Origin of the sequence: Streptomyces sp. SID13666, assembly GCF_010548325.1 — a bacterium.
GTDB classification, from domain to species: Bacteria; Actinomycetota; Actinomycetes; order Streptomycetales; family Streptomycetaceae; genus Actinacidiphila; species Actinacidiphila fildesensis.
In genome coordinates, this window is record NZ_JAAGLX010000052.1 from 29,515 (window position 1) to 47,097 (window position 17,583).

19 protein-coding genes and 4 pseudogenes are annotated in these 17,583 nt (G+C 67.6%); 11 read left to right on the forward strand and 12 right to left on the reverse strand.

All coding sequences use genetic code 11. The features are described 5' to 3' along the window. Positions 1 to 35 precede the first annotated feature (35 nt). A complete protein-coding gene (locus G3I60_RS37960) occupies positions 36 to 362 on the reverse strand; it encodes a plasmid stabilization protein (protein ID WP_164298942.1) in 327 nt (108 codons plus the stop codon). Between the two features lie 365 nt (positions 363 to 727). Continuing rightward, positions 728 to 949, reverse strand: coding sequence for a DUF6381 family protein (locus tag G3I60_RS37965; protein ID WP_164298944.1), 222 nt, complete (start codon positions 947 to 949; stop codon positions 728 to 730). Between the two features lie 387 nt (positions 950 to 1,336). Between G3I60_RS37965 and G3I60_RS37970 the strand changes: the two genes are divergently transcribed. Together G3I60_RS37970 and G3I60_RS37975 are read left to right on the forward strand one after the other, a co-directional pair. Next, entirely contained in the window at positions 1,337 to 2,983 is a 1,647-nt protein-coding gene (locus tag G3I60_RS37970) for an NAD(P)/FAD-dependent oxidoreductase (RefSeq protein WP_164298946.1), read from the forward strand. A 35-nt stretch (positions 2,984 to 3,018) separates the two neighbouring features. Next, a complete protein-coding gene (locus G3I60_RS37975; protein ID WP_164298948.1) occupies positions 3,019 to 3,483 on the forward strand; it encodes an SRPBCC family protein in 465 nt (154 codons plus the stop codon). 253 nt (positions 3,484 to 3,736) lie between these two features. Here G3I60_RS37975 and G3I60_RS37980 read toward each other — a convergent pair whose 3' ends face one another. Beyond that, a complete protein-coding gene (locus tag G3I60_RS37980) occupies positions 3,737 to 4,195 on the reverse strand; it encodes a MarR family winged helix-turn-helix transcriptional regulator (protein WP_164608333.1) in 459 nt (152 codons plus the stop codon). A gap of 59 nt (positions 4,196 to 4,254) precedes the next feature. Between G3I60_RS37980 and G3I60_RS37985 the strand changes: the two genes are divergently transcribed. Both G3I60_RS37985 and G3I60_RS37990 read left to right on the forward strand, forming a co-directional pair. Then, positions 4,255 to 4,623: a VOC family protein gene (locus G3I60_RS37985; RefSeq protein WP_164298950.1), complete on the forward strand. Its 369-nt coding sequence runs from the start codon at positions 4,255 to 4,257 to the stop codon at positions 4,621 to 4,623. Positions 4,624 to 4,751: 128 nt separating this feature from the next. Next, positions 4,752 to 5,198 carry a hypothetical protein gene (locus G3I60_RS37990; protein ID WP_164298952.1) on the forward strand — a complete coding sequence of 149 codons (447 nt, stop codon included), beginning with the start codon at positions 4,752 to 4,754 and terminating at the stop codon, positions 5,196 to 5,198. A gap of 147 nt (positions 5,199 to 5,345) precedes the next feature. On the opposite strand, the gene G3I60_RS37995 is transcribed toward G3I60_RS37990, so the two are convergent. The 5 genes from G3I60_RS37995 to G3I60_RS38010 form a co-directional block, all read right to left on the reverse strand. Continuing rightward, the gene (locus G3I60_RS37995; RefSeq protein ID WP_164298954.1) at positions 5,346 to 5,972 is read right to left on the reverse strand and encodes a GNAT family N-acetyltransferase; all 627 of its coding nucleotides are present in this window, start codon (positions 5,970 to 5,972) and stop codon (positions 5,346 to 5,348) included. After that, the gene (locus G3I60_RS46955) at positions 5,936 to 6,721 is read right to left on the reverse strand and encodes an ISAs1 family transposase (protein WP_343241866.1); all 786 of its coding nucleotides are present in this window, start codon (positions 6,719 to 6,721) and stop codon (positions 5,936 to 5,938) included. The genes G3I60_RS37995 and G3I60_RS46955 overlap by 37 nt, the downstream gene beginning before the upstream one ends. Then, positions 6,613 to 7,224, reverse strand: coding sequence for a transposase family protein (locus tag G3I60_RS46960; RefSeq protein ID WP_343241865.1), 612 nt, complete (start codon positions 7,222 to 7,224; stop codon positions 6,613 to 6,615). Before G3I60_RS46960 ends, G3I60_RS46955 begins: the two co-directional genes overlap by 109 nt. 225 nt (positions 7,225 to 7,449) lie before the next feature. Beyond that, positions 7,450 to 7,881 (reverse strand): DUF6766 family protein, encoded by a 432-nt coding sequence (locus tag G3I60_RS38005; RefSeq protein ID WP_343241867.1) that lies wholly within the window; start codon positions 7,879 to 7,881, stop codon positions 7,450 to 7,452. Positions 7,882 to 7,927: 46 nt separating this feature from the next. Further along, the gene (locus G3I60_RS38010) at positions 7,928 to 8,512 is read right to left on the reverse strand and encodes a TetR/AcrR family transcriptional regulator (protein WP_138358998.1); all 585 of its coding nucleotides are present in this window, start codon (positions 8,510 to 8,512) and stop codon (positions 7,928 to 7,930) included. A gap of 90 nt (positions 8,513 to 8,602) precedes the next feature. Between G3I60_RS38010 and G3I60_RS38015 the strand changes: the two genes are divergently transcribed. Further along, the gene (locus tag G3I60_RS38015) at positions 8,603 to 9,049 is read left to right on the forward strand and encodes a DUF1772 domain-containing protein (protein WP_164298956.1); all 447 of its coding nucleotides are present in this window, start codon (positions 8,603 to 8,605) and stop codon (positions 9,047 to 9,049) included. A 63-nt stretch (positions 9,050 to 9,112) separates the two neighbouring features. Continuing rightward, the gene (locus tag G3I60_RS38020) at positions 9,113 to 9,538 is read left to right on the forward strand and encodes a DUF4267 domain-containing protein (RefSeq protein WP_164298958.1); all 426 of its coding nucleotides are present in this window, start codon (positions 9,113 to 9,115) and stop codon (positions 9,536 to 9,538) included. A 296-nt stretch (positions 9,539 to 9,834) separates the two neighbouring features. On the opposite strand, the gene G3I60_RS38025 is transcribed toward G3I60_RS38020, so the two are convergent. Next, the gene (locus G3I60_RS38025; RefSeq protein ID WP_164298960.1) at positions 9,835 to 10,035 is read right to left on the reverse strand and encodes a hypothetical protein; all 201 of its coding nucleotides are present in this window, start codon (positions 10,033 to 10,035) and stop codon (positions 9,835 to 9,837) included. 905 nt (positions 10,036 to 10,940) lie between these two features. Between G3I60_RS38025 and G3I60_RS46030 the strand changes: the two are divergent. Then, positions 10,941 to 11,132: pseudogene (locus tag G3I60_RS46030) on the forward strand (helix-turn-helix domain-containing protein); the annotation flags it as partial. A gap of 643 nt (positions 11,133 to 11,775) precedes the next feature. Here the strand turns inward: G3I60_RS46030 and G3I60_RS38035 are convergent. After that, a complete protein-coding gene (locus tag G3I60_RS38035; RefSeq protein ID WP_164298962.1) occupies positions 11,776 to 12,216 on the reverse strand; it encodes a sigma-70 family RNA polymerase sigma factor in 441 nt (146 codons plus the stop codon). 334 nt (positions 12,217 to 12,550) lie between these two features. Further along, positions 12,551 to 13,106 (reverse strand): annotated as a pseudogene (locus G3I60_RS46035) (transposase); the annotation flags it as partial. A gap of 151 nt (positions 13,107 to 13,257) precedes the next feature. On the opposite strand from G3I60_RS46035, the gene G3I60_RS38040 reads away from it, so the two are divergent. The 4 genes and pseudogenes from G3I60_RS38040 to G3I60_RS38055 form a co-directional block, all read left to right on the forward strand. Next, positions 13,258 to 14,490, forward strand: a complete 1,233-nt coding sequence (locus G3I60_RS38040; RefSeq protein ID WP_164298964.1) for a low temperature requirement protein A — start codon at positions 13,258 to 13,260, stop codon at positions 14,488 to 14,490. A 332-nt stretch (positions 14,491 to 14,822) separates the two neighbouring features. Beyond that, entirely contained in the window at positions 14,823 to 15,659 is an 837-nt protein-coding gene (locus G3I60_RS38045; RefSeq protein WP_164298966.1) for an alpha/beta fold hydrolase, read from the forward strand. Next, positions 15,652 to 16,224: a TetR-like C-terminal domain-containing protein gene (locus tag G3I60_RS38050; RefSeq protein ID WP_164298968.1), complete on the forward strand. Its 573-nt coding sequence runs from the start codon at positions 15,652 to 15,654 to the stop codon at positions 16,222 to 16,224. The genes G3I60_RS38045 and G3I60_RS38050 overlap by 8 nt, the downstream gene beginning before the upstream one ends. Before the next feature lie 606 nt (positions 16,225 to 16,830). Then, positions 16,831 to 17,460, forward strand: a pseudogene (locus tag G3I60_RS38055) (glycosyltransferase); the annotation flags it as partial. On the opposite strand, the pseudogene G3I60_RS38060 reads toward G3I60_RS38055, so the two are convergent. Beyond that, a pseudogene (locus G3I60_RS38060) lies at positions 17,452 to 17,583 on the reverse strand (IS481 family transposase); the annotation flags it as partial. The pseudogenes G3I60_RS38055 and G3I60_RS38060 overlap by 9 nt on opposite strands.

A 17,583-nucleotide genomic window follows, 5' to 3' on the forward strand; every position in this document is an offset into this window, starting at 1 on the left:
CTCGCGTGGGCGCGGGACAGCAGGATGCGAGCTGGTCAGCGGCCGACGGCCTTGGCGAGTTGTTGCTTGTTCATCTTCGACCGGCCGTCCACGCCCTTCTTCTTCGCCTCCGCGTACAGCTGGTCCCGCGTCGGACCCTGCGCTCCACTGTGGGAACGCTGCCCGCCGCGCTGGGGGGCGGACTTCGGATCTTTGGTGGAATTGCGGCTGGTGGTCTTGGACTCCCCCGACCGAGCGCGCTCCTTATTCACCGTGCGGGCCGCGATCTCTTTGGCCCTTCCGGCCGACGCACCACGCTTCTGCTCGCTGTCTTTGATGTGCTCGTACTGACGCTCCCGCTTCGGGCCGGCAGCTCGCGCCATGACCGATCTCCTCTCCGACCGGCTCGCCCCTGACGAGCCGGACATTCCGACACTCGACGCATACCCCGGACCGCGGGCATGATCCCGGCCGATTCGGGCGCGCTACGGAGACCAGTCCATGCCGCAAGCCGGCACTACGCCAGGCGGCAGTGCCGCACGAGTGAGATAGGAGCGGCCGCGGCGGCGGAGCGCTGGCGCGAGGGGTTGCCGGCAGACGCCGATACCGAGACCCCTGATACAAACTCATCCCGAAATCAAGCCGCCGCGGAGCTGTCTGGACGCAATCGGCGCAGCGCCGTCGCAACGAGTTCGGCCCAGGGCCTCCCACGGCATTGCCGGGGAGGCCCTGGACGCTGAACTCGGTGTCATTCAGGAAGGTCGTCCCGCTCACGGCTCGCGCCGCGACCGGGCATGCCCTGACCCATGCTCCCGCTCTGCTCCATGGCCTTCTCCTGCAGGTGGCGGGCCTTCTCCTGGAGCTTCTTCCGCTCCTGCGGGTCGGTGGAGCGCTCAGCGCGCTCACTCAACTCACGGACCTTGTCCTGCATCTCCTGCGCACGGCTACCGGACTCACCAGCGATGCTCATCTTCACTCCTGCGACGAAGGATCTGGACACATCGCAGCAAACCACCACTGAGTGACGCTGGCTTGCCGAAGAGTTACTGCACGCAATCGCCGCAGGTACGGGCGGGGCAGGAGGCCCTGGCCCGCCCCCCCGTAGCGGCGATCCCCCCGAACGCTCCCGAGAGGCAGCATGCAGATCCCGGCAGCCGATCCGGGCCGCCCGCAGCCCACCCACCAAGCGCCACCGGTCCGGCACCGGGTTCGAGAACGCGGCGTCGACTCTGCGGCTGCCACCCGAGTGAGCCTGAAGCTGCCGGGTAACCGTCGGTGTGGTCTGGTGAATGTAGGGGCTGACTGCGGCCGTGTTCCTCGGAGACTGCCGGAGCCCAGCCCGGACAAGGAGTGCGACATGCCGGAGACGTTCGATGCGATTGTCGTGGGGGCGGGTCCCAACGGCCTGGTCGCTGCCAACGTTCTGGCAGATGCCGGCTGGGCCGTCCTCGTCCTGGAGGAGCAGTCCGTTCCCGGCGGTGCCGTCCGGAGCGACCGCGAGGTCCATCCTGAGTACGTCAACGATCTGTTCAGCGCCTTCTACCCTCTGGCCATGGCCTCCCCCGCCATCTCGACCCTGGAACTGCACCGGTGGGGCCTGCGCTGGAGCCACGCACCCCATGTGCTGGCGCATCCACTCGCCGACGGGAGGTGCGCGGTACTGGACCGCGACCGGCAGCGCACCGCGGACAACCTCGACGGTTTCGGCAGCGGCGACGGTGAAGCGTATCTGCGCCTCGTCGAGGTGTGGGACAGGTTGGGACCGGATGTGATCCGGTCGTTGTTCGCTCCCTTTCCTCCGATCCGATCATCGTTGGCCCTTGTCGCGAAGGCGCGTGCCGCGAGCGGCCTGCGCCTGATGCGGATGCTGACATTGCCGGTACGCCGGTTGGCGGAGGAAGAGTTCACCGGGCAGGGGGGTGCGTTGCTTCTTGCCGGTTGTGCTCTGCACGCCGACTTCGCCCCTGAGTCGACGGGCAGTGCGGGCTTCGGCTGGCTCATGTCCACGCTGGGCCAGCAGTTCGGTTGGCCCGTGCCCGTCGGGGGCGCGGGCGCACTCACCGACGCACTGGTGCGACGGTTCCACGACAAGGGCGGCATCGTGCGCAGTTCGGAGCGTGTCGACTCCGTCGTGGTCAGGAACGGTCGGGCAACAGGCGTCGTCACCGAACACGGCCGGCAGATTCGAGCCGCACGGGCGGTTCTCGCGGATGTTCCGGCCCCGGCACTGTACGGGGGGCTGGTCGACTGGGAGGAGCTACCGGCCCGATTGCGCGACGACATGCGGCGCTTCCAGTGGGACTACGCGACCTTCAAGGTCGACTGGGCCCTGTCCGGGCCCATCCCATGGACGGCGCAGGCTGCGGCCGGCGCGGGCACCGTCCATCTGGCCGACGGGTTGGACCACATGACCCGGTTCAGCGCCCAGCTGGCCACCGGGCAGGTCCCGGACCGGCCCTTCGCCCTCCTGGGCCAGATGACCACCGCCGATCCCAGTCGCTCACCGGCGGGGACGGAATCGGCCTGGGCCTACACCCACCTACCGCAGCATGTCCGCGGGGATGCCGGAGAGGGCGGACTCACCGGACGCTGGGATCCGGGAGAACGCGAGATCATGGCCGACCGGGTGGAGAGGGAGGTCGAGCGGCTCGCGCCCGGCTTCCGCAACCGGATCGAGGCCAGACGCATTCTCGCCCCGCCGGATCTCCAGGCCCGTGACGCCAACCTCATGGGTGGGGCCCTCAACGGTGGGACCGCGTCGCTCCACCAGCAGGCCTTCCTGCGCCCAGGACCTGGCACGGGCCGCAGTGAGACGCCCATCGTTGGCCTTTACCTGGCTTCGGCATCCGCACACCCCGGGGGCGGCGTCCACGGCGCCTGTGGCGCCAACGCCGCCCGCTCCGCTCTCCGCTCGCAAACCGCATGGAGACGTCATTTCGCAGCACCGGCGCTGACCGCGCTGGAGCGTGCCGCCGCCGCACCCCGCGGACTTCGTGGCCGCTGACCACCGTCAGCCGTACAAAGGAAGGGTGATGAGTCATGGTTGTCCGGCATGTTTTGGTAGAACGGCCACCGCCCGCTGTGTGGGCAGTTCTCAGCGACGGGGGCCGGTACGCGGACTGGGTGGTAGGAACACACGATTCCCGTGAAGCGGAAGGGGAATGGCCCGCTGTGGGGTCATCCATCGCCTACTGCGTCAAGGTCGGCCCTGTGAAACTTCGGAACAAAACGGTGGTGCGGGTCTGCGACGAGGGCACCCGGCTGGAGTTGGAGGCGTACGCGGGCCCACTCGGAACGGCGAGGATCGCGATCGAGGTACGCCCCTGGGGCCGCAGTTCACTGGTGATCATTGACGAACACCCCTTGCGGGGACCGAGCGCGGCTGTGCACAACTCCCTCATCGACATGATGCTCATGGTGCGGCACCGCAACATGCTCACCCGGCTGGCCAAGGTCGTGGAGCGATCCACCCCTGCCTCGTCCAACGGCCGCGCCGACGCTTGATGGTTACCGCCCAGCCCCGACTTCACGCGCAGTCCCCCGTCAGCGCGCCGTACCGCGCGTCCCCGCCCACTGCGCGCAGTGAGTGCGACGACCTGGCTGCGCTGCCGCTCCGGACCTCTCGTTGAGCGTTTCGAGGCTCTTCGCAGTTGAGGGTGTAGCCGGGGGCCCGTCGGGTTTCGAGGTCGCCGGCACGGAATTTCGGGCGCGGGTGCACTGCTGTCCGGGCGTGACGAGGTGCGCGCCGGGGAACGAGCTATGGACCGTCGTTCCCATCGCGCAGGGAGTGGGTCATGCTCTGCAGGATTCGGAAAGCGTCTGACTGCTCGGCCTCGGTCACACTGGAAAGCATCCTGACCTCGACGGACCGGACCACCGCCGATGCCTTCTCGAGGCTTCGTCGGCCGCGAGGTGTGAGCCGCGTCGGAAGAGCCTTCCCCACGGGTGCCTCCGCCGGCCTGGTCACGTAGCCGTCTCGTTCCAGTGCCTGGAGCAGCACGTTCATCGACTGCCGTGTCACGAACGCACCTCGCGCGAGCTCGGAGTTCGACAAGCCCGGTCGTTGAGCCAGTAGCTCGAGGCAGGAGTAGTGCGTGATGGTCATACCGAGCGGTCGCAGCACCTCCTCCATGGCCGCGCGCAGAGCGCTCGACGCCTCCTTCAGCAGGTAGCCCAGCGATTTGTCCAGGTCGACGCCCGTACCGTTTTGACTCATGTCAGTATTCTGACATACATTGGTCATGTCAGAAAGTTGACACGAGCAGGAGGAGAATCATGCCCGCCACCGGCCCCGACTTCATCTCGCTGCAAGCGCGTGACCTCGCCGCTTCGCAGGCGTTCTACGAGCACTACCTCGGCCTCGTCCGCTCGCAGGCCGGCCCGCCGCACGCCGTCGTCTTCGAGACGAAGCCGATCGCGTTCGCACTCCGCGACGTCATTCCCGGCACCGGCCTCGCATCCGTCGCTCAGCCCGGCATCGGTGCCGCAATCTGGCTCCACGCCACAGACGTCCAGGCTATCCACGATGCTCTCGTCGCCGACGGTCACACCGTCGTCTCCGCACCGATCGACGGTCCCTTCGGCCGGACATTCACCTTCGCCGACCCCGACGGCTACCACATCACTCTCCACGACCGTGCCTGAACAAAGCGTTCTGGTCTTCGGGGCTACGGCCTCGCTCGGTCGGCACGTCCTGGACGGGCTGGTCGCCCGGGGAGCCGCTCCCGAGTCGATCACCGCGGTCGGCCGCAACACATCGCGGCTCGGGGAACTTGCCGCCGCCGACCTCGGCGCAGCCACCTTGCCCCGCCAGGCACACCTCTTCTACCCACGTACCGCCGACGGCGCCGCCGACCACCAGACCGCCCGGATCCCCCTACTGCCCCGGCGAGGCCACGGCCACCGGACAGGCGAAGGACAAGCCCGAATCCTCCACGGCCACCCAGGAAAACGAACCGCTCCATAGCCCCGAGGAAGCCAAGGGATTCCGCTCCAGGTGGCAGGCGATCCAGGGCGACTTCATCGACGATCCGCAAGATGCCGTCCGCACGGCAGACGCGCTGGTCGCCGAAGTGATGCAGACGCTCGCCTGGTCGTACTCGTCTCACAAGCAAGGACTGGAAGGCCAGTGGTGCCGGGGAGAACAAGTCGAGACCGAGGACTTGCACGTCGCGCGTCAGCGCTACCGCTCCTTCTTCAACCGCCTGCTCAGCACATAACCACAAGCACCGGCTCGAAGATCGGCCCGCACCAACTAGCGCGAGTGCGTCCCACGTGGGCGCCGCGGTCGGGGCCGCGCCAGGGCCTCGGCAAAGTCACATGATGTCCGTTTGGTGAGCGTCGAGGTCAGCCACTGCTGGCTGTGATCAGGTTTGCTGGCGAGAGGCGGTCAGTCGGGCGCCGAGTCTGTCCTTGATGTCGGGCCATTCGGGGGCGGTGATGCTGAAGAGGACGGAGTCCCGGATCCAGCCGTCACGCATCACCATGTGGCTTCTCAGTACGCCTTCCTGGGTGGCTCCCAGGCGGGTGATCGCGGCTCTGGAGGTGGTGTTGCGGACGTCGGTGAGGAACTCGACCCGGTTCATAGCGTGTTCCTCGAAGGCGTGGGTGAGCATCAGGAGCTTGGCTTCGGTGTTGATTGCCGTGCGCTGCCAGGAGCTGCCCAGGAAGGTGAACCCGATCTCGACCCGCTGGTAGGGCAGGTTCACGGCCATGAAGCGGGTGGATCCGACGATCTGTCCCGAGGTGATGTCGACGATCGCGAAGGCCAGCTGATTCCCGGCCTCGTAGGCGTCCAGCGCCTGATCGATGAACCGGCCGATCTCACGTGGATGCGGGACCAGCGTCACCTGGAGATCCCAGAGTTGGCCGTCGCGGACCGCCGCGCACAGACCATCGTGATGCTGCGGCGAGAGTGGTTCGAGACGAGCGTGCTCACCCTCCAGGACAACGGACTTCAGCCTGGCCTGCACTCCACTGCTCGTATCCACCATGTGATCAGGCTAAATAGCCAGGCAAGGGGTTTTCGGCACAGGCGCGATGTCTGGCTGATGATCACGTGAGTCCGAGGAGCGCGAGAGGGCGACGGGGGTCGCGGGCGTTGTGGCGCAGGGCAGCGGCGATGTTGGTGACGCCTGACGCGGAGGGCGCCGATGGCGAGGTTGCGCCAGGTGGCCATGGCTCGGGGTGCGTTACCGGTGCGCAGTTGTGAGGCGTCTTCGGCGAACGTTGTATCCCTGACGTGGTGTAGGACCTCCACCGACCAGTGGCCGCGAATCAAGATCGCGAGCTGGGCGGGCGTGGCCTGTTCGGCGGTCAGGCTGGTCACCGCGTAGATCGTCTTGACGGTGATCTTGCCGGTCTTGCGGTTCACCCGGCGGCGCTTGAGCTGGATGGCCTGGCGGGCGTGGGGGAAGAGGAGAGCGTTGACGGCGCAGACCTTGATCCGTCTGATCTCCCCCCTGCCGTGCCCGGTGCCGCGGGTCCGACTCTGCAGAGGAATCTCTTGCCAGGGAAGGGACTTGAGCTGCTTGCGCAGCCTCTTCTGATTCCTCTTGACGATCACGATGTAGTGCGCGTCGCGGGCGATCAGATAGTCGGCGTGTTCGCGCTGGGTGTGCATCGCGTCGCTGGTCACCACGGTTGCGGCGAGGTCGGTGACGGTGTCCAGTAGCGGCTGGAAGCAGGTGATTTCGTTCGTCTTCTCGCCGACGTCCATCTGTGCCAGTACCAGGCCGCTGATGTGGTCGAGGGCGGTGAGCAGGTGGATCTTGCGCCCCTCGCGCGGGCGGCGCCGCGCAGGCTCTTGCCGTCCACAGCGATCCCGTACATGTCCTTGACCTGCGGCGGTGCCGGGTTGCGGTCGGCGAGCCAGCTGCCGACGGCCTGGTCGAGAGCGTCGCCGTCGACGCGCGCCAGGACTCGGCGGATCGTCGCCTCACTGGGCACCGGGTGACGTCCACTCAGCACGTCACGGTGGCCGCCGAGTGCGGCAATTACCGACTGTGGGGCGTCGGCGGCCCACTCGCTGATCGCCACCAACGAAGTCGCGCCAGTCAGAACGGCTGCGGCGGCCAAGGCCAGCACGTGGACCAGGGAGTGGCTCACCCCGCGCGGATCACGTGGGTCGGGTACGTCGCCGAGGCGTCGCAGCAGGTCAGGGTGCTCGGCGGGGTCGGGCTCCGGCTGTTCGCGGAGCTGGTTCAGGGGAGGTGGGATCAGGGATGATGATGAGGCGGCAGGCACGGTCTTCCAGCGTGAGCATGAGGCGTAGACACCCACATGATCTTGGATCACCGTGCCTGTTCTGCACCTAGCTGGCTCCTCCGGACAGACCAGCACATGGCGGTCAACCCTGCACTTCGCCGAGGCCCTGGGGGCCGCGCCAATCTGCATCGGTGATGTCGTTTGCGCACCGGGCCACCCCGATTGCGACGAAGGCCCGGTTCCCGAATCGGATCCATACCCTGGCTATCCCTCGATGCCGGTGGTGTCGTGCGGCGTTCCGACGGGTTTTGATTCTGGTGATCCGCGCTGTCTGAGGTAGATGGACAAGATGGCCATGGAAGCGACGGCGAGGAGTTCGGATTGCCAGTTCTGCAGGGTCCGGCTCCAGAAGTCGGCCGATGTCGTGTACTGGCCCCAGCTGATAGGGGCCTGCAGTTGTCGCAGCCGCTGCGCGTTGTTGGCGGATGTGCCGGCGATGGACTGGGCGAGCCAGGAGGGAATGAGGATGGTGCCCATGACCAGGCCGAGAGAGTTCGAGTACAGGCCCTGGCGCCAGCCTCCGGCGGCTGCACCGCAGCTTCCGGGGCGGGTGCCTGCCTGGGGTACAGGGGCCCGGCGATCTGCGGCTGCGCTGTGTGGGCGCGAGTGACCTGAAGCGATGCCGCAGGCAGGCAGCGGCGGGGCCCGAGGGCCCCGGCCGCGTGCCCGCCGGGATGGTGTGTCAGACCATGGCGATGGCGAGCCGGTCCACCAGCAGCTCCACCCTCGGCTCGGTGTGCTCCGGCGGCAGCCGTCCCGACCGGGTCAGGGTCGCCACCCCGTGCAGGGACGCCCAGAACACCTCGGTGAACAGCCCCGAGTCGACGCCGTCCCCGGCGACCTCTCCGAGGCACTCCAGCAGCGCGGCGAAAGCGTCCTTGAGAGGTGCCGGGGTGTCCTCCTGTGCGTACGCCAGACCGCCGTCGAGCTGGAAGATCGCGTCGTATACCGCCGGGTTGCGTGCGGCGAAGGCGAGGTAGGAGCGCGCGAGGGCGGCGACACGCTCGCGCGGGCCGTCCACGGCGGCGGTCGCGGCCCGCACCGCCGCGGCCAGCTCGGTGGCGCCCTGGAGGGCGACGGCGCCGATGATCTCGCGCTTGCCGCGGAAATGGCTGTAGAGGACGGGCTGGCTGTACTCGATGCGTTCGGCGAGCCGGCGGGTGGTGACCGCGTCCCAGCCCTGCTGCTCGGCGAGTTCACGGGCTGTCGCCACGATGAGGCGCTCGCGCTCCGCCCGTTCGCGTTCCTTGCGTTCCTGTACCGACATGATTCGATGCTAGCACTGCTAGACAAGGGAGCGGCAGCAGTACTAGCGTTGACTCGTCAGCTAGCAGCACTAGATGCCAAGAGGGTCATCATGCTCAACGCACTCGAGGTCGTCACCACCGTGATCGTCGGCGTGATGGTGGGGGTGGAGTTCTGCGTCGCCTTCGTCATGGGCCCGATCCTCAACGCCCTCCCGGAGGACAGCGGCCAACTCGGCCACGCCCACGGGGGCCGGATGCTCGGCGCCGTGATGCCGTTCTGGTACATCGGCTCGCTCGTCCTGGTCGGCATCTGGGCTTTCGCCGGGTGGGACCACCACGGCACCGGCCTCGTCGTCACCGCCGGGGCGCTTCTGATCCTCAGCGTGGTCATGTCGCTTCTGCTGCTCGTTCCGATCAACAACCGGAACAAGACGTGGACCGTTGACAACCGGCCCGCCGACTGGAAGCAGCAACTGAACCGCTGGGAGCGTCTCCACTACATCCGCGTCGCCGTCATCATCGCCGCCTTCGCCCTGCTGGTCACTGCCCTCACCTGAGCCCACGGGCTCACCCGCCCGGTCGTCAGCCGCAGCTCACGAAGACTCGCAAGGGGAAGAACGATGTCGCTAAAGAAGATCAACACCGTCCTGGCCGCCGCCTTCATCCTCTTCATCCTCTGGTTCGGGACGGAGTTCATCCTGAGCCCGGAGACGACGGCGCCGGGCTTCGGCCTCCCGAGCTGGCCGTCCGGCGACGGCGGCGGCTTCCTGATCATCAAGGGAATCCGCGACGTCGTCCTGGCCCTGGTCCTCGGCATCCTGCTGGTGACGGACCACCGCCGGGCGCTGGGCTGGGTGCTGCTGGTGGAGGCCCTCGCCGCCTACGGCGACATGACCACAGTGCTGGCACACCACGGCTCCGTGGCCACCGCGCTCGGCGTCCACGGCCTGACCGCGACGCTGATGGTGGTCAACGGCCTGCTGATGATGCGCGAGACCCGCACGGTCGCGGCCGCTCCGGCGACGCCCGCCCCGCAGCCCGCCTGATCCCATCGGTCCAAGGTGGCCCGGACCCCCGCCGGGCCACCTTGGCGCGTGCCGGTATTCGCGTGTCAGCGCCCACCGGGAAAGGCCAGGCAGACGATCTTCTTCCAGTGACCGACAACCTGGCGGCGGAGGCGGCCTGCTGCACCGCAGCGGCCACGGCCACCTGGACTGGCCGGTATTGAGTATGTGCGCCGCGGGCATCACCATGGCGCCCATCACCCGCACCACCGCGGCCACACCGCACTCCGCGGAAACCCACCCATCACCCGCGCAAACAACCCTGCGGGTCAGTACACCTAGTCGCCAACGCCGCTGCCGCTGGATTGGTTCACGCTCCCGCGCCGGCCTTTCCTGGAGCGACGCAGCACCTCGCCGGCGGTGAGCGTCACGAACGCCACGACACGGACCCAGCGGGGCCCGCCACGCTCCGCCCACACCACGCATGCGCACCCGCCGACCGCGAGCGCCAGGACGCCGAGCAGTACCAGAACGATCATGTTCCCCTCCCCCGCGCTTGTCTTTAATACGGTCCCGTAATCCTCTCAGACCGGGAACGGTGCCCTTGCAGGACATCGGGCGGAAACACCTGCGCGGGCCAGCATGCGAACCATAGACCAGGTGCCCTTCGTGGTCACCCGGCGATTGCCCGGGTGGCCACGACCACCCCGGCGTTCAGAAACCAGACGGTGAGCGTGACTTGGCGTTGGATCGAGGGCAATGCGACGGGCAGCAAGCCCTGGAACGCCGGTGCACGCGGGTGGGGCGTCGGTTCGGACGACCGGAACCGATTCTCGCCGGTCCGTCCGGGACGCGTGGCTCCGAGCAGCAGTAGCGTCGACCACCTCGACGAAGCATTCGGCTTCGGCGACACACACCATTTCATCCAGGTCGTGGCGGCCATCGCTCATATGTGGCACGGCCACCGGCGGGCTGTCACCTCGTCCCCGGGCAGCGCCGGCTCAGACATCAAGACCATGGGCCGGATGGGCAGACCGTCCCGACCGTCCCTGCTGAGCGTGTCCTAGACGCATCCCGTGCCCACCGCCCAGCCCCCCAGGCGCCCCGGCGCCTCGGGCCCATGTCGGCAACGGCCGCGTTGGGGCGGCCCGCCCTGAGTCGAATGGGCGAGCTTCCCGTGGCAACGACCGTTCCGGACGCGTCGTCTGCATGTCTGAGGCAGGTCCGATCAAGCAGTGTCAGACGTGCCCGTTAGCATCCCGGCAAGGGTGCTAGTGTCCTGCGCCAGTAATTGATCGTTAGATGCTGTGTGACTTCTACTGCTGGTGCATCGGTGCCTCGTAGGGGCCCGAAACTGGAGCCGTTGCTGCTGTGTGCGGATGAGCGGGCGGTGTTGGAGCGTCGGGCGACATCGGCCCAGGCCCTGGCCTTGCGCGCGCGGATCGTGCTGGCGTGCGCGGGGCCGGAGGTACCGCCGATCGTTACGGTCGCCCGGGATCTGCGGGTGAGCGCGGACACAGTTCGCAAGTGGCGGCGGCGGTTCCTCGTCGACCGGCTGGATGCTCTGGCCGACGAGCCCCGGCCGGGCCGGCCACCCACCATCGATGTCGGTCAGGTAGAGGCGGTCGTGGTCGCGACGCTGCAGGAGATCCCGAAGAACGCCACTCACTGGTCGCGGAAGTCGATGGCGGACGAGGGGTCAGCCTGGAACCGACGCATCTCGATCATGCCCGGCAGCACCGCGGAGACCTCAGCGCTACGCATACCGAAACACATCGGCCCGACGCCTTCCAGGGGCATCAACTCCCAGCCCAACCGCGCTGGCTCCTTCGCGGCACCTCGAATCCCTGCTGCCGCCATCCCTCCACCGTCTTCCCGTCCACACCCAGCCGCTCCGATTCCCGGCGCTCAGCATCACCCTGGCATTGGACCAAGCTCAAGATCGTTCACGTCACTCCGGGCAGAGCCAATTTCAAGAAGCCCCATCAGCGTCACTGTGCCTGTTCTTAGGTGGGCCTTCGATCGCTCTAGCTCTAGCACGGAGCAGAAGGTTCAGCGATAGTTCATGCGTGAATGATCGTTTCAGCTTGCTCATCTCGACTGTGGCGGTCCTGGTGAGCCTCATGCTGCTAACTGCCGCTCTCCAGGCGGCTCTCGCCGGAGAGTCCGTTTGGTGGATAGCTTGGGCCTTCGTTTTGCAGATCACTACGATCTGGCAGTTGACGCGTGAGAGTCTGCGCTGCCGTAAGGTGCGGCGGGACGGCTGATGTCACTCCAGGTCAGCGCGTGTTGTTCGCTCTCGGATGGTCCTGGCCCGGAAGCGCAGCCGCAGGGCCCGGCCGCTGCGGCTGTCCGGTTGCGGGGGCGGTGAGTTCACGGCGCAGGCGTGCCAGGCCGGTGCGGATCCGGGTCTTGACCGTCCCGGGTGGAACGCTGAGGCGTTCGGCGATCTGCCGGTGGGTGTGGCCCCGGAAGTAGGCCAGGCCAAGGCATTCGCGTTGCGCGAAGGACAGGGCCGGCAGACATGCGCGGACCCGTTCCATCTCCCGCCGGGCGAGGACCTCCTCGGCGACGTCCACGACGACCTGCGGGCGTTGCGCGGCGTCGCGGCGGCCACGGGCGGCGGCCTGCGCCCTGCGGACCCGGTCCACCGCCCGGCAGCGGGCCAGGTACGTCGCCCAAGCCGGCACCGCCGCGCGCAGGATCGAACCGATCCGCACTGCGCCACAGCTCCAGGGCTCCCTTGCACCAGTACAGTCGCCGCGCTGAAGGAGCAGAGGAGCCCCGGTGCGTGAGAGAGACAGAAACGCTGATGGCCATGGCCAGCGGGCCGCGGCCACCAGGTGGATACAAGTAGTGCTGTTCGGAGTTGTTGTCCTGCTGGTCGGATTCCGCATCTGGGAGCGAGAGCACAGCGGTGCTTCGAGCTCGGTCGTGTTCGGGTTGATGGCCGCATCAGCACTGTCCATCGGGGTGCTGGAACGCTATCGGGCAAACACCGCCAAACGATCTGGGTAACTCAGCTTCCAGCCGGTTCTGGCCGCCGCTGACGGGGGGCCGACCGCCCCAGCGGATGCCTTTCTCGCTGCGGATGCGGGTACGTTCTTTGCGTTCGGCGGCCAGGACGTCGCGGTGGCGTGCGTTGGCGTTGCGCCAGCGCAGGTAGGCGTGCAGGAGCCCGGCTCTGCGGGTGTGGTTGGGGTGATTGGAGTTGGCGATAGTGAACTGCCTCAGGGGTCCGAAGTGCGCCTCGATCGGGTTCGCCCATGAGGCGTAGGTCGGCGTGAAACACAACTCGACCTTGCTCTTCTTGCCCAGCGGCGGATGTCGGCGCCTTTGTGGGCGGACGGGTTGTCCATGATCACGTAGATCGGTGCGCCGTCGGGCCGTGCGGCACGGATCGACTTCAGCGCCGCCAGCGTGTTCCCGGCGCCCTTCTTACAGCGGTTCACGCCCCACAATGTGTCGTCGCCGACCGCGTAGCAGCCGTGGAAGTAGCGCACCCCGTGGGTGCGGTGGCGGGCAGCTGGTCGGGGTGTCCGTGGGCGGCCCAGCCCGTGCCGGCGGTGGGGCGGATGCCGAGCGGGCCGAACTCGTCGAAGGCGAAGAGCGAAGCGTTAGCGCCGGAGACGGCCTGGCGGGAAGAGGGGCTCCCATGGCCCCTCCCCGCTGCGGCAGGGTGTGAGCGCAGAATCGTATGGCCCGTTGCTGGCGTGCGCTGGGGAGAAGTTGATCGTTGTGGCCGAGCTATGCTGCGGTCCGTGACTGACGTGAACACCGCGGACGAGCTCGAGGAGATAAAGGTCGAGCGGCATGCGAGCTGGGCCGAGCTGTTCTTCGACCTTGTGGCGGCCGCGGGCGTGGCAGCCCTTACCCATGTGCTCGGGTCCGAACTGGACATCGCGGCGCTTGGTGTCTACGCGCTGTTGTACCTCGCGTTTTGGTTGTCGTGGACGACCTTCATGCTCTACGGCAACGTTTCGGCGGGGCAAACCCGTGTGGTGCGCCTGCTCATCGGGATGTTTGGCCTCGGGGTGATGGCTGCTTCTGTACCAGGGGTGGCGCACACCGTGCTAGGACAGGGACATAACCTCGGCCCGCTGACTGTCCTCACGATCGCGTACCTCGCCACGCGCACCTACGGGGCTCACTCATGGCGCCGGGGCGAGGTTTTGCTGGACTTCCCAGTGGTGCAGTACTCGGTAGGGCTGCTTCCCTGGCTCATATCGATCTGGGTCGAGGGGCGATGGAAACTCGTGCTCTGGGGGGTGGGGGTGGCTCTGGACCTGCTGCTGATCCTCATCGTCTCTGGCAACAAGCTCTTTGAGCAGGCTCAGGTGAGGTTCACCGCTCAAGCCTCTGCACGGCGTCGGCCTGGCGGCCCCGGCGGGAAGGGAATGGTCATTCAAGGGGTGTCGGTCGATTCGGCTCACCTCTCCGAGCGGCTCGGACTTTTCGTGATCATCGTGCTCGGCGAATCGGTGGTGCAGATTATCAACGCTGCGTCCGATGCCCATTACGGCATCGGCCTCTTGGCCACCGCACTCGCGTCGTTCGTGTTGCTGACCGGCCTGTTCGGCCTGTCCGTCGTGTTCGGGTACGCCGGCTTGCCGCACTTGCGCGCCGGCCGCATCTCCACCCGCGCGGCCCTTGGCCTGCACTGCCTGGTCACCGGGGTCGTCGCCACCCTGGGCGTGTCGTTGTCATTGGTGGTCACCCACGGCTCCAATCCGCTGCCCGGCCCATATCGCTGGCTGTTGTGTGGCGCGGTGGCGGCGTACTTCACCCTCGGGGTGGTCACTGGCGTCGCCAGCCGCAGCTCGGATGCGCAACGGACGATCTCGCGGGTCATCACCGGTATCGCGGTCCCGCTCCTGCTTGGCCTGTTCGCTCCTGACGTCAGCAGTCGGACGCTGGTGGTCTTCCTGGCCATTGTCGTTCTCGCTCACCTCTGGTTCGAACGGCGATCGGCGCCGGCCCAGGGCCAGGTCTGATCAGGAGGCCGTTCGATCGCGGCGCTGTACCCCGGATCGTCCCGGTTCCACGAACGAGGTCGCGGGCAACGGTTCGCCCCGCCGGCATCGATAGACCCACCGCAGCCCACACCCCAGGTCGGACGGTACCGCGTCACAGCGACGGCGCCGGGTGCGCCGCCGTCGCATCGACGCCCTGCGCGGGGCACACCGCCCGGGTGCTGTCTGCTGAGAAGTAGCGTCGAACGAGGCTGCGCAGCCACGTATTTGACCGGTACGGCCGCGGTGTTGCCCAAAAAAGCTAACGCCACTAGCCTGTGGTTAATCAAGTTAGCCATGGCACGGAGGACGACATGACCGAGTACCTGGAAATCGGCAAGAACACCCTCGCCTACGACGTGACGGGGGAGGGCCCCCTCGTTGTCCTCGCGCACGGCATCGGCGACAGTCGCCACTCCTACCGCTTCCTCGTTCCCGGCCTGGTCTCCGCCGGTTACCGGGTCGCCAACGTCGACATCCGCGGGTGCGGCGACTCCAGCCTCGGCTGGGACGGCTACAGCCGCACCGACATCGCCGGCGACCTGGTGGCCGTCGCGCGCCACCTCGGCGGCCCGGCCGTGATCATCGGGCAGTCGATCAGTGGGGGCGCCGCGAGCATTGCCGCCGCCACCGCACCCGACGTGATCAGGGGCGTCGTCGAGCTGGCCCCGTTCACGCGTGCGCAGCCGGTCGACCTGGGTGGGTTGATGCGCGTCAAGCGCTTCCGGGCCGGGTACACGCAGATGGCGATGGTCATAGTCCGCGGACGTCTGGCGAACTGGATGAAGTACCTTGACGCTGCCTACCCGGCCAAGCCCGCCGACTGGAGCGACGAACTCGCCCGCATCAAGGCCAAGTTGGGTGAGCCGGGCCGCATGGCGGCCCTGCAGGCCATGTGCAAGTCCAACCCCAGCGACGCCGGCGCCCAGCTGGCCCACGTCACCTGCCCGGTCCTGATCGTCGAAGGCAGTCTCGACCCCGACTGGGCCGACCCCCGCGTTGAGGGAGAGAAGATCATCGCGGACCTGCCCGCCGGCCGCGGTGAGCTGGTCGTGATCGACGGTGCAGGACATTACCCGCACGCCCAGACACCCGACCAGGTCCTCGAGGTGGTCGTGCCGTTCCTTGCAAAGGTGGCTGCCATTGCCTAGGGCCGGACTCACTGCGGCGGCGGTCACCGAGGCCGGCGCCGCTCTGGCGGACGAGGTCGGCTTCGACCAGTTCGGCATGGGTCTACTCGCCGAGCGGCTCGGGATCAAGACGCCCTCGCTGTACAAGCACGTCACCAGCCAGGCCGACCTCACACACCGGATCGCCGTCCTGGCCATGAGCCAATGCGCGGACGCTATCCGCGACGCAACCCAGGGCCGGGCCGGCAGCGACGCCCTGATCGCCGGCGCGCAGGCAATGCGCACGTTCGTCAAGGACCACCCCGGCCGGTACGCGGCGGCCAACGCCGCCACCCCGACCGGACCCGACGACCCCCTCATCGCAGCCAGCAACCAAGTCGTCGCATCCTGGGCGGCCATGCTGCACGGGTACCAGATCGATCCCGGCCAGGAAATCCACGCGCTGCGAATGCTACGCACCGTCCTGCACGGCTTCGCCTCCTTGGAAGTAGTCGGCGGATTCCAGTTCAGCACTGACATCGACGACAGCTTCACTTGGATGATCACCTTCATCGACCGCGGTCTGCAGGAAATCGCAGGCAACTGAGCGAAGAGTGCTCCCGTTGATAGCGACGGTCGAAAGGAGGGTGCCGGGCACCTCGGCACCCTCCTGGTTGGGAAGTCGCCCCTCCGGATGAAAACCTCATGTACACCACGTATGGCCGTCGGGGCCTCCGCGCGAACATCGCCCTGGTCAGGGCCTCTACGCTTGTACGAAAAGGCTGCGCTAGCCCGGGACGCTTTTCGACAGCAATTCGACCCAGATTCGACCCGGTCGAAACGTCCGCCAAAAAGACACACTCTGACCTGCGGCGATACAAGGCGGCGGACGAGTCGGCCATATACGCCGGGTACCCACCGCCACCGGCCGGGGAACCCGCGCAGATCCGGCAACAGACACCGCGAAGGCGCAGCAGCCGTACTCCATCAGCCCCAATGCGGGGCGTCGATGGCGATGGTGGGGCTGTACCGGATTCTGGAAGTCCGCTGTCGCTGGGGCCCTGGGGCCAGTCGAGCGCATTGGTCATGACCGATGGGCGGAGGTGGCGCCTGGCTGAGCGGCAGCGACCGGCCAACTCCGGCCCTGAGCGCGGTGCCTGATATGGTCCGCGTTGTCCGTCTCGGTCGGCCAGGTCAGATGGGTAGCCGCCTTGTGAGCACCGACTCCAGCCTTGTGCCGGTGGGTCCCGCACGGGACCTGCGCCTGATCGTCACCGGTGGCGGGACGGGCGGCCACACTTATCCCGCCCTCACCGCGGTCCGGGCGCTAGAGGACAGGCTTGCTGCTGCCGGCAGGACGCTGGACGTTCTGTGGGTCGGAACGGCCGACAGTCTCGAGGAGCGTGTCGCCGCGGCTGAGGGCATCCGGTTCGCGTCGGTGGCGACCGGCAAGATCCGGCGTAGCAGTAACCCTCTGAAGATGGTCTCTCCGGCGAACATGAAGGACATGGGTCGGGTGCCGCTAGGCGTGCTGCAGGCCCGCAAGGTCCTGACCGGCTTCCGGCCGGACGTCGTGCTGGCCACCGGCGGCTACGTGGCGGTCCCCGTCGGCCTGGCCGCCCGCATGGGCCACTGCCCGCTGGTGGTGCATGAGCAGACGGTCCGTCTCGGCTTGGCCAACCGGTCGCTGGCCGGGAGAGCGACCTTCGTGGCGGTGTCGTCGGAGTCCACCCTGGAACTGCTCCCCGAGTCCGCCCGCGCCACCGCGGTCGTCACCGGTAACCCGGTGCGGCCCGAGATCCTGACCGGGCAAGCCGACAAAGCCGTCCACGCCCTAGGTGTATTGACCCGCAGGGTTGTTTGCGCGGGTGATGGGTGGGTTTCCGCCGAGTGCGGTGTGGCCGCGGTGGTGGTTGTAGGTGTGGAGGAAGTCTGGCAGAGCGGCTGTTCGCTCGTCGTTGCTGGT

Bases quoted from the DNA above. Each gene is read 5' to 3' on its own strand.
- G3I60_RS38020 (WP_164298958.1), top strand. From the start codon at position 9,113: ATGTCGCTAAAGAAGATCAACACCGTCCTGGCCGCCGCCTTCATCCTC.
- G3I60_RS37970 (WP_164298946.1), top strand. From the start codon at position 1,337: ATGCCGGAGACGTTCGATGCGATTGTCGTGGGGGCGGGTCCCAACGGC.
- G3I60_RS37960 (WP_164298942.1), bottom strand. From the start codon at position 362: ATGGCGCGAGCTGCCGGCCCGAAGCGGGAGCGTCAGTACGAGCACATC.
- G3I60_RS38015 (WP_164298956.1), top strand. From the start codon at position 8,603: ATGCTCAACGCACTCGAGGTCGTCACCACCGTGATCGTCGGCGTGATG.
- G3I60_RS37985 (WP_164298950.1), top strand. From the start codon at position 4,255: ATGCCCGCCACCGGCCCCGACTTCATCTCGCTGCAAGCGCGTGACCTC.
- G3I60_RS38010 (WP_138358998.1), bottom strand. From the start codon at position 8,512: ATGTCGGTACAGGAACGCAAGGAACGCGAACGGGCGGAGCGCGAGCGC.
- G3I60_RS37995 (WP_164298954.1), bottom strand. From the start codon at position 5,972: ATGGTGGATACGAGCAGTGGAGTGCAGGCCAGGCTGAAGTCCGTTGTC.
- G3I60_RS37975 (WP_164298948.1), top strand. From the start codon at position 3,019: ATGGTTGTCCGGCATGTTTTGGTAGAACGGCCACCGCCCGCTGTGTGG.
- G3I60_RS37980 (WP_164608333.1), bottom strand. From the start codon at position 4,195: ATGAGTCAAAACGGTACGGGCGTCGACCTGGACAAATCGCTGGGCTAC.
- G3I60_RS38025 (WP_164298960.1), bottom strand. From the start codon at position 10,035: ATGATCGTTCTGGTACTGCTCGGCGTCCTGGCGCTCGCGGTCGGCGGG.
- G3I60_RS38045 (WP_164298966.1), top strand. From the start codon at position 14,823: ATGACCGAGTACCTGGAAATCGGCAAGAACACCCTCGCCTACGACGTG.
- G3I60_RS37965 (WP_164298944.1), bottom strand. From the start codon at position 949: ATGAGCATCGCTGGTGAGTCCGGTAGCCGTGCGCAGGAGATGCAGGAC.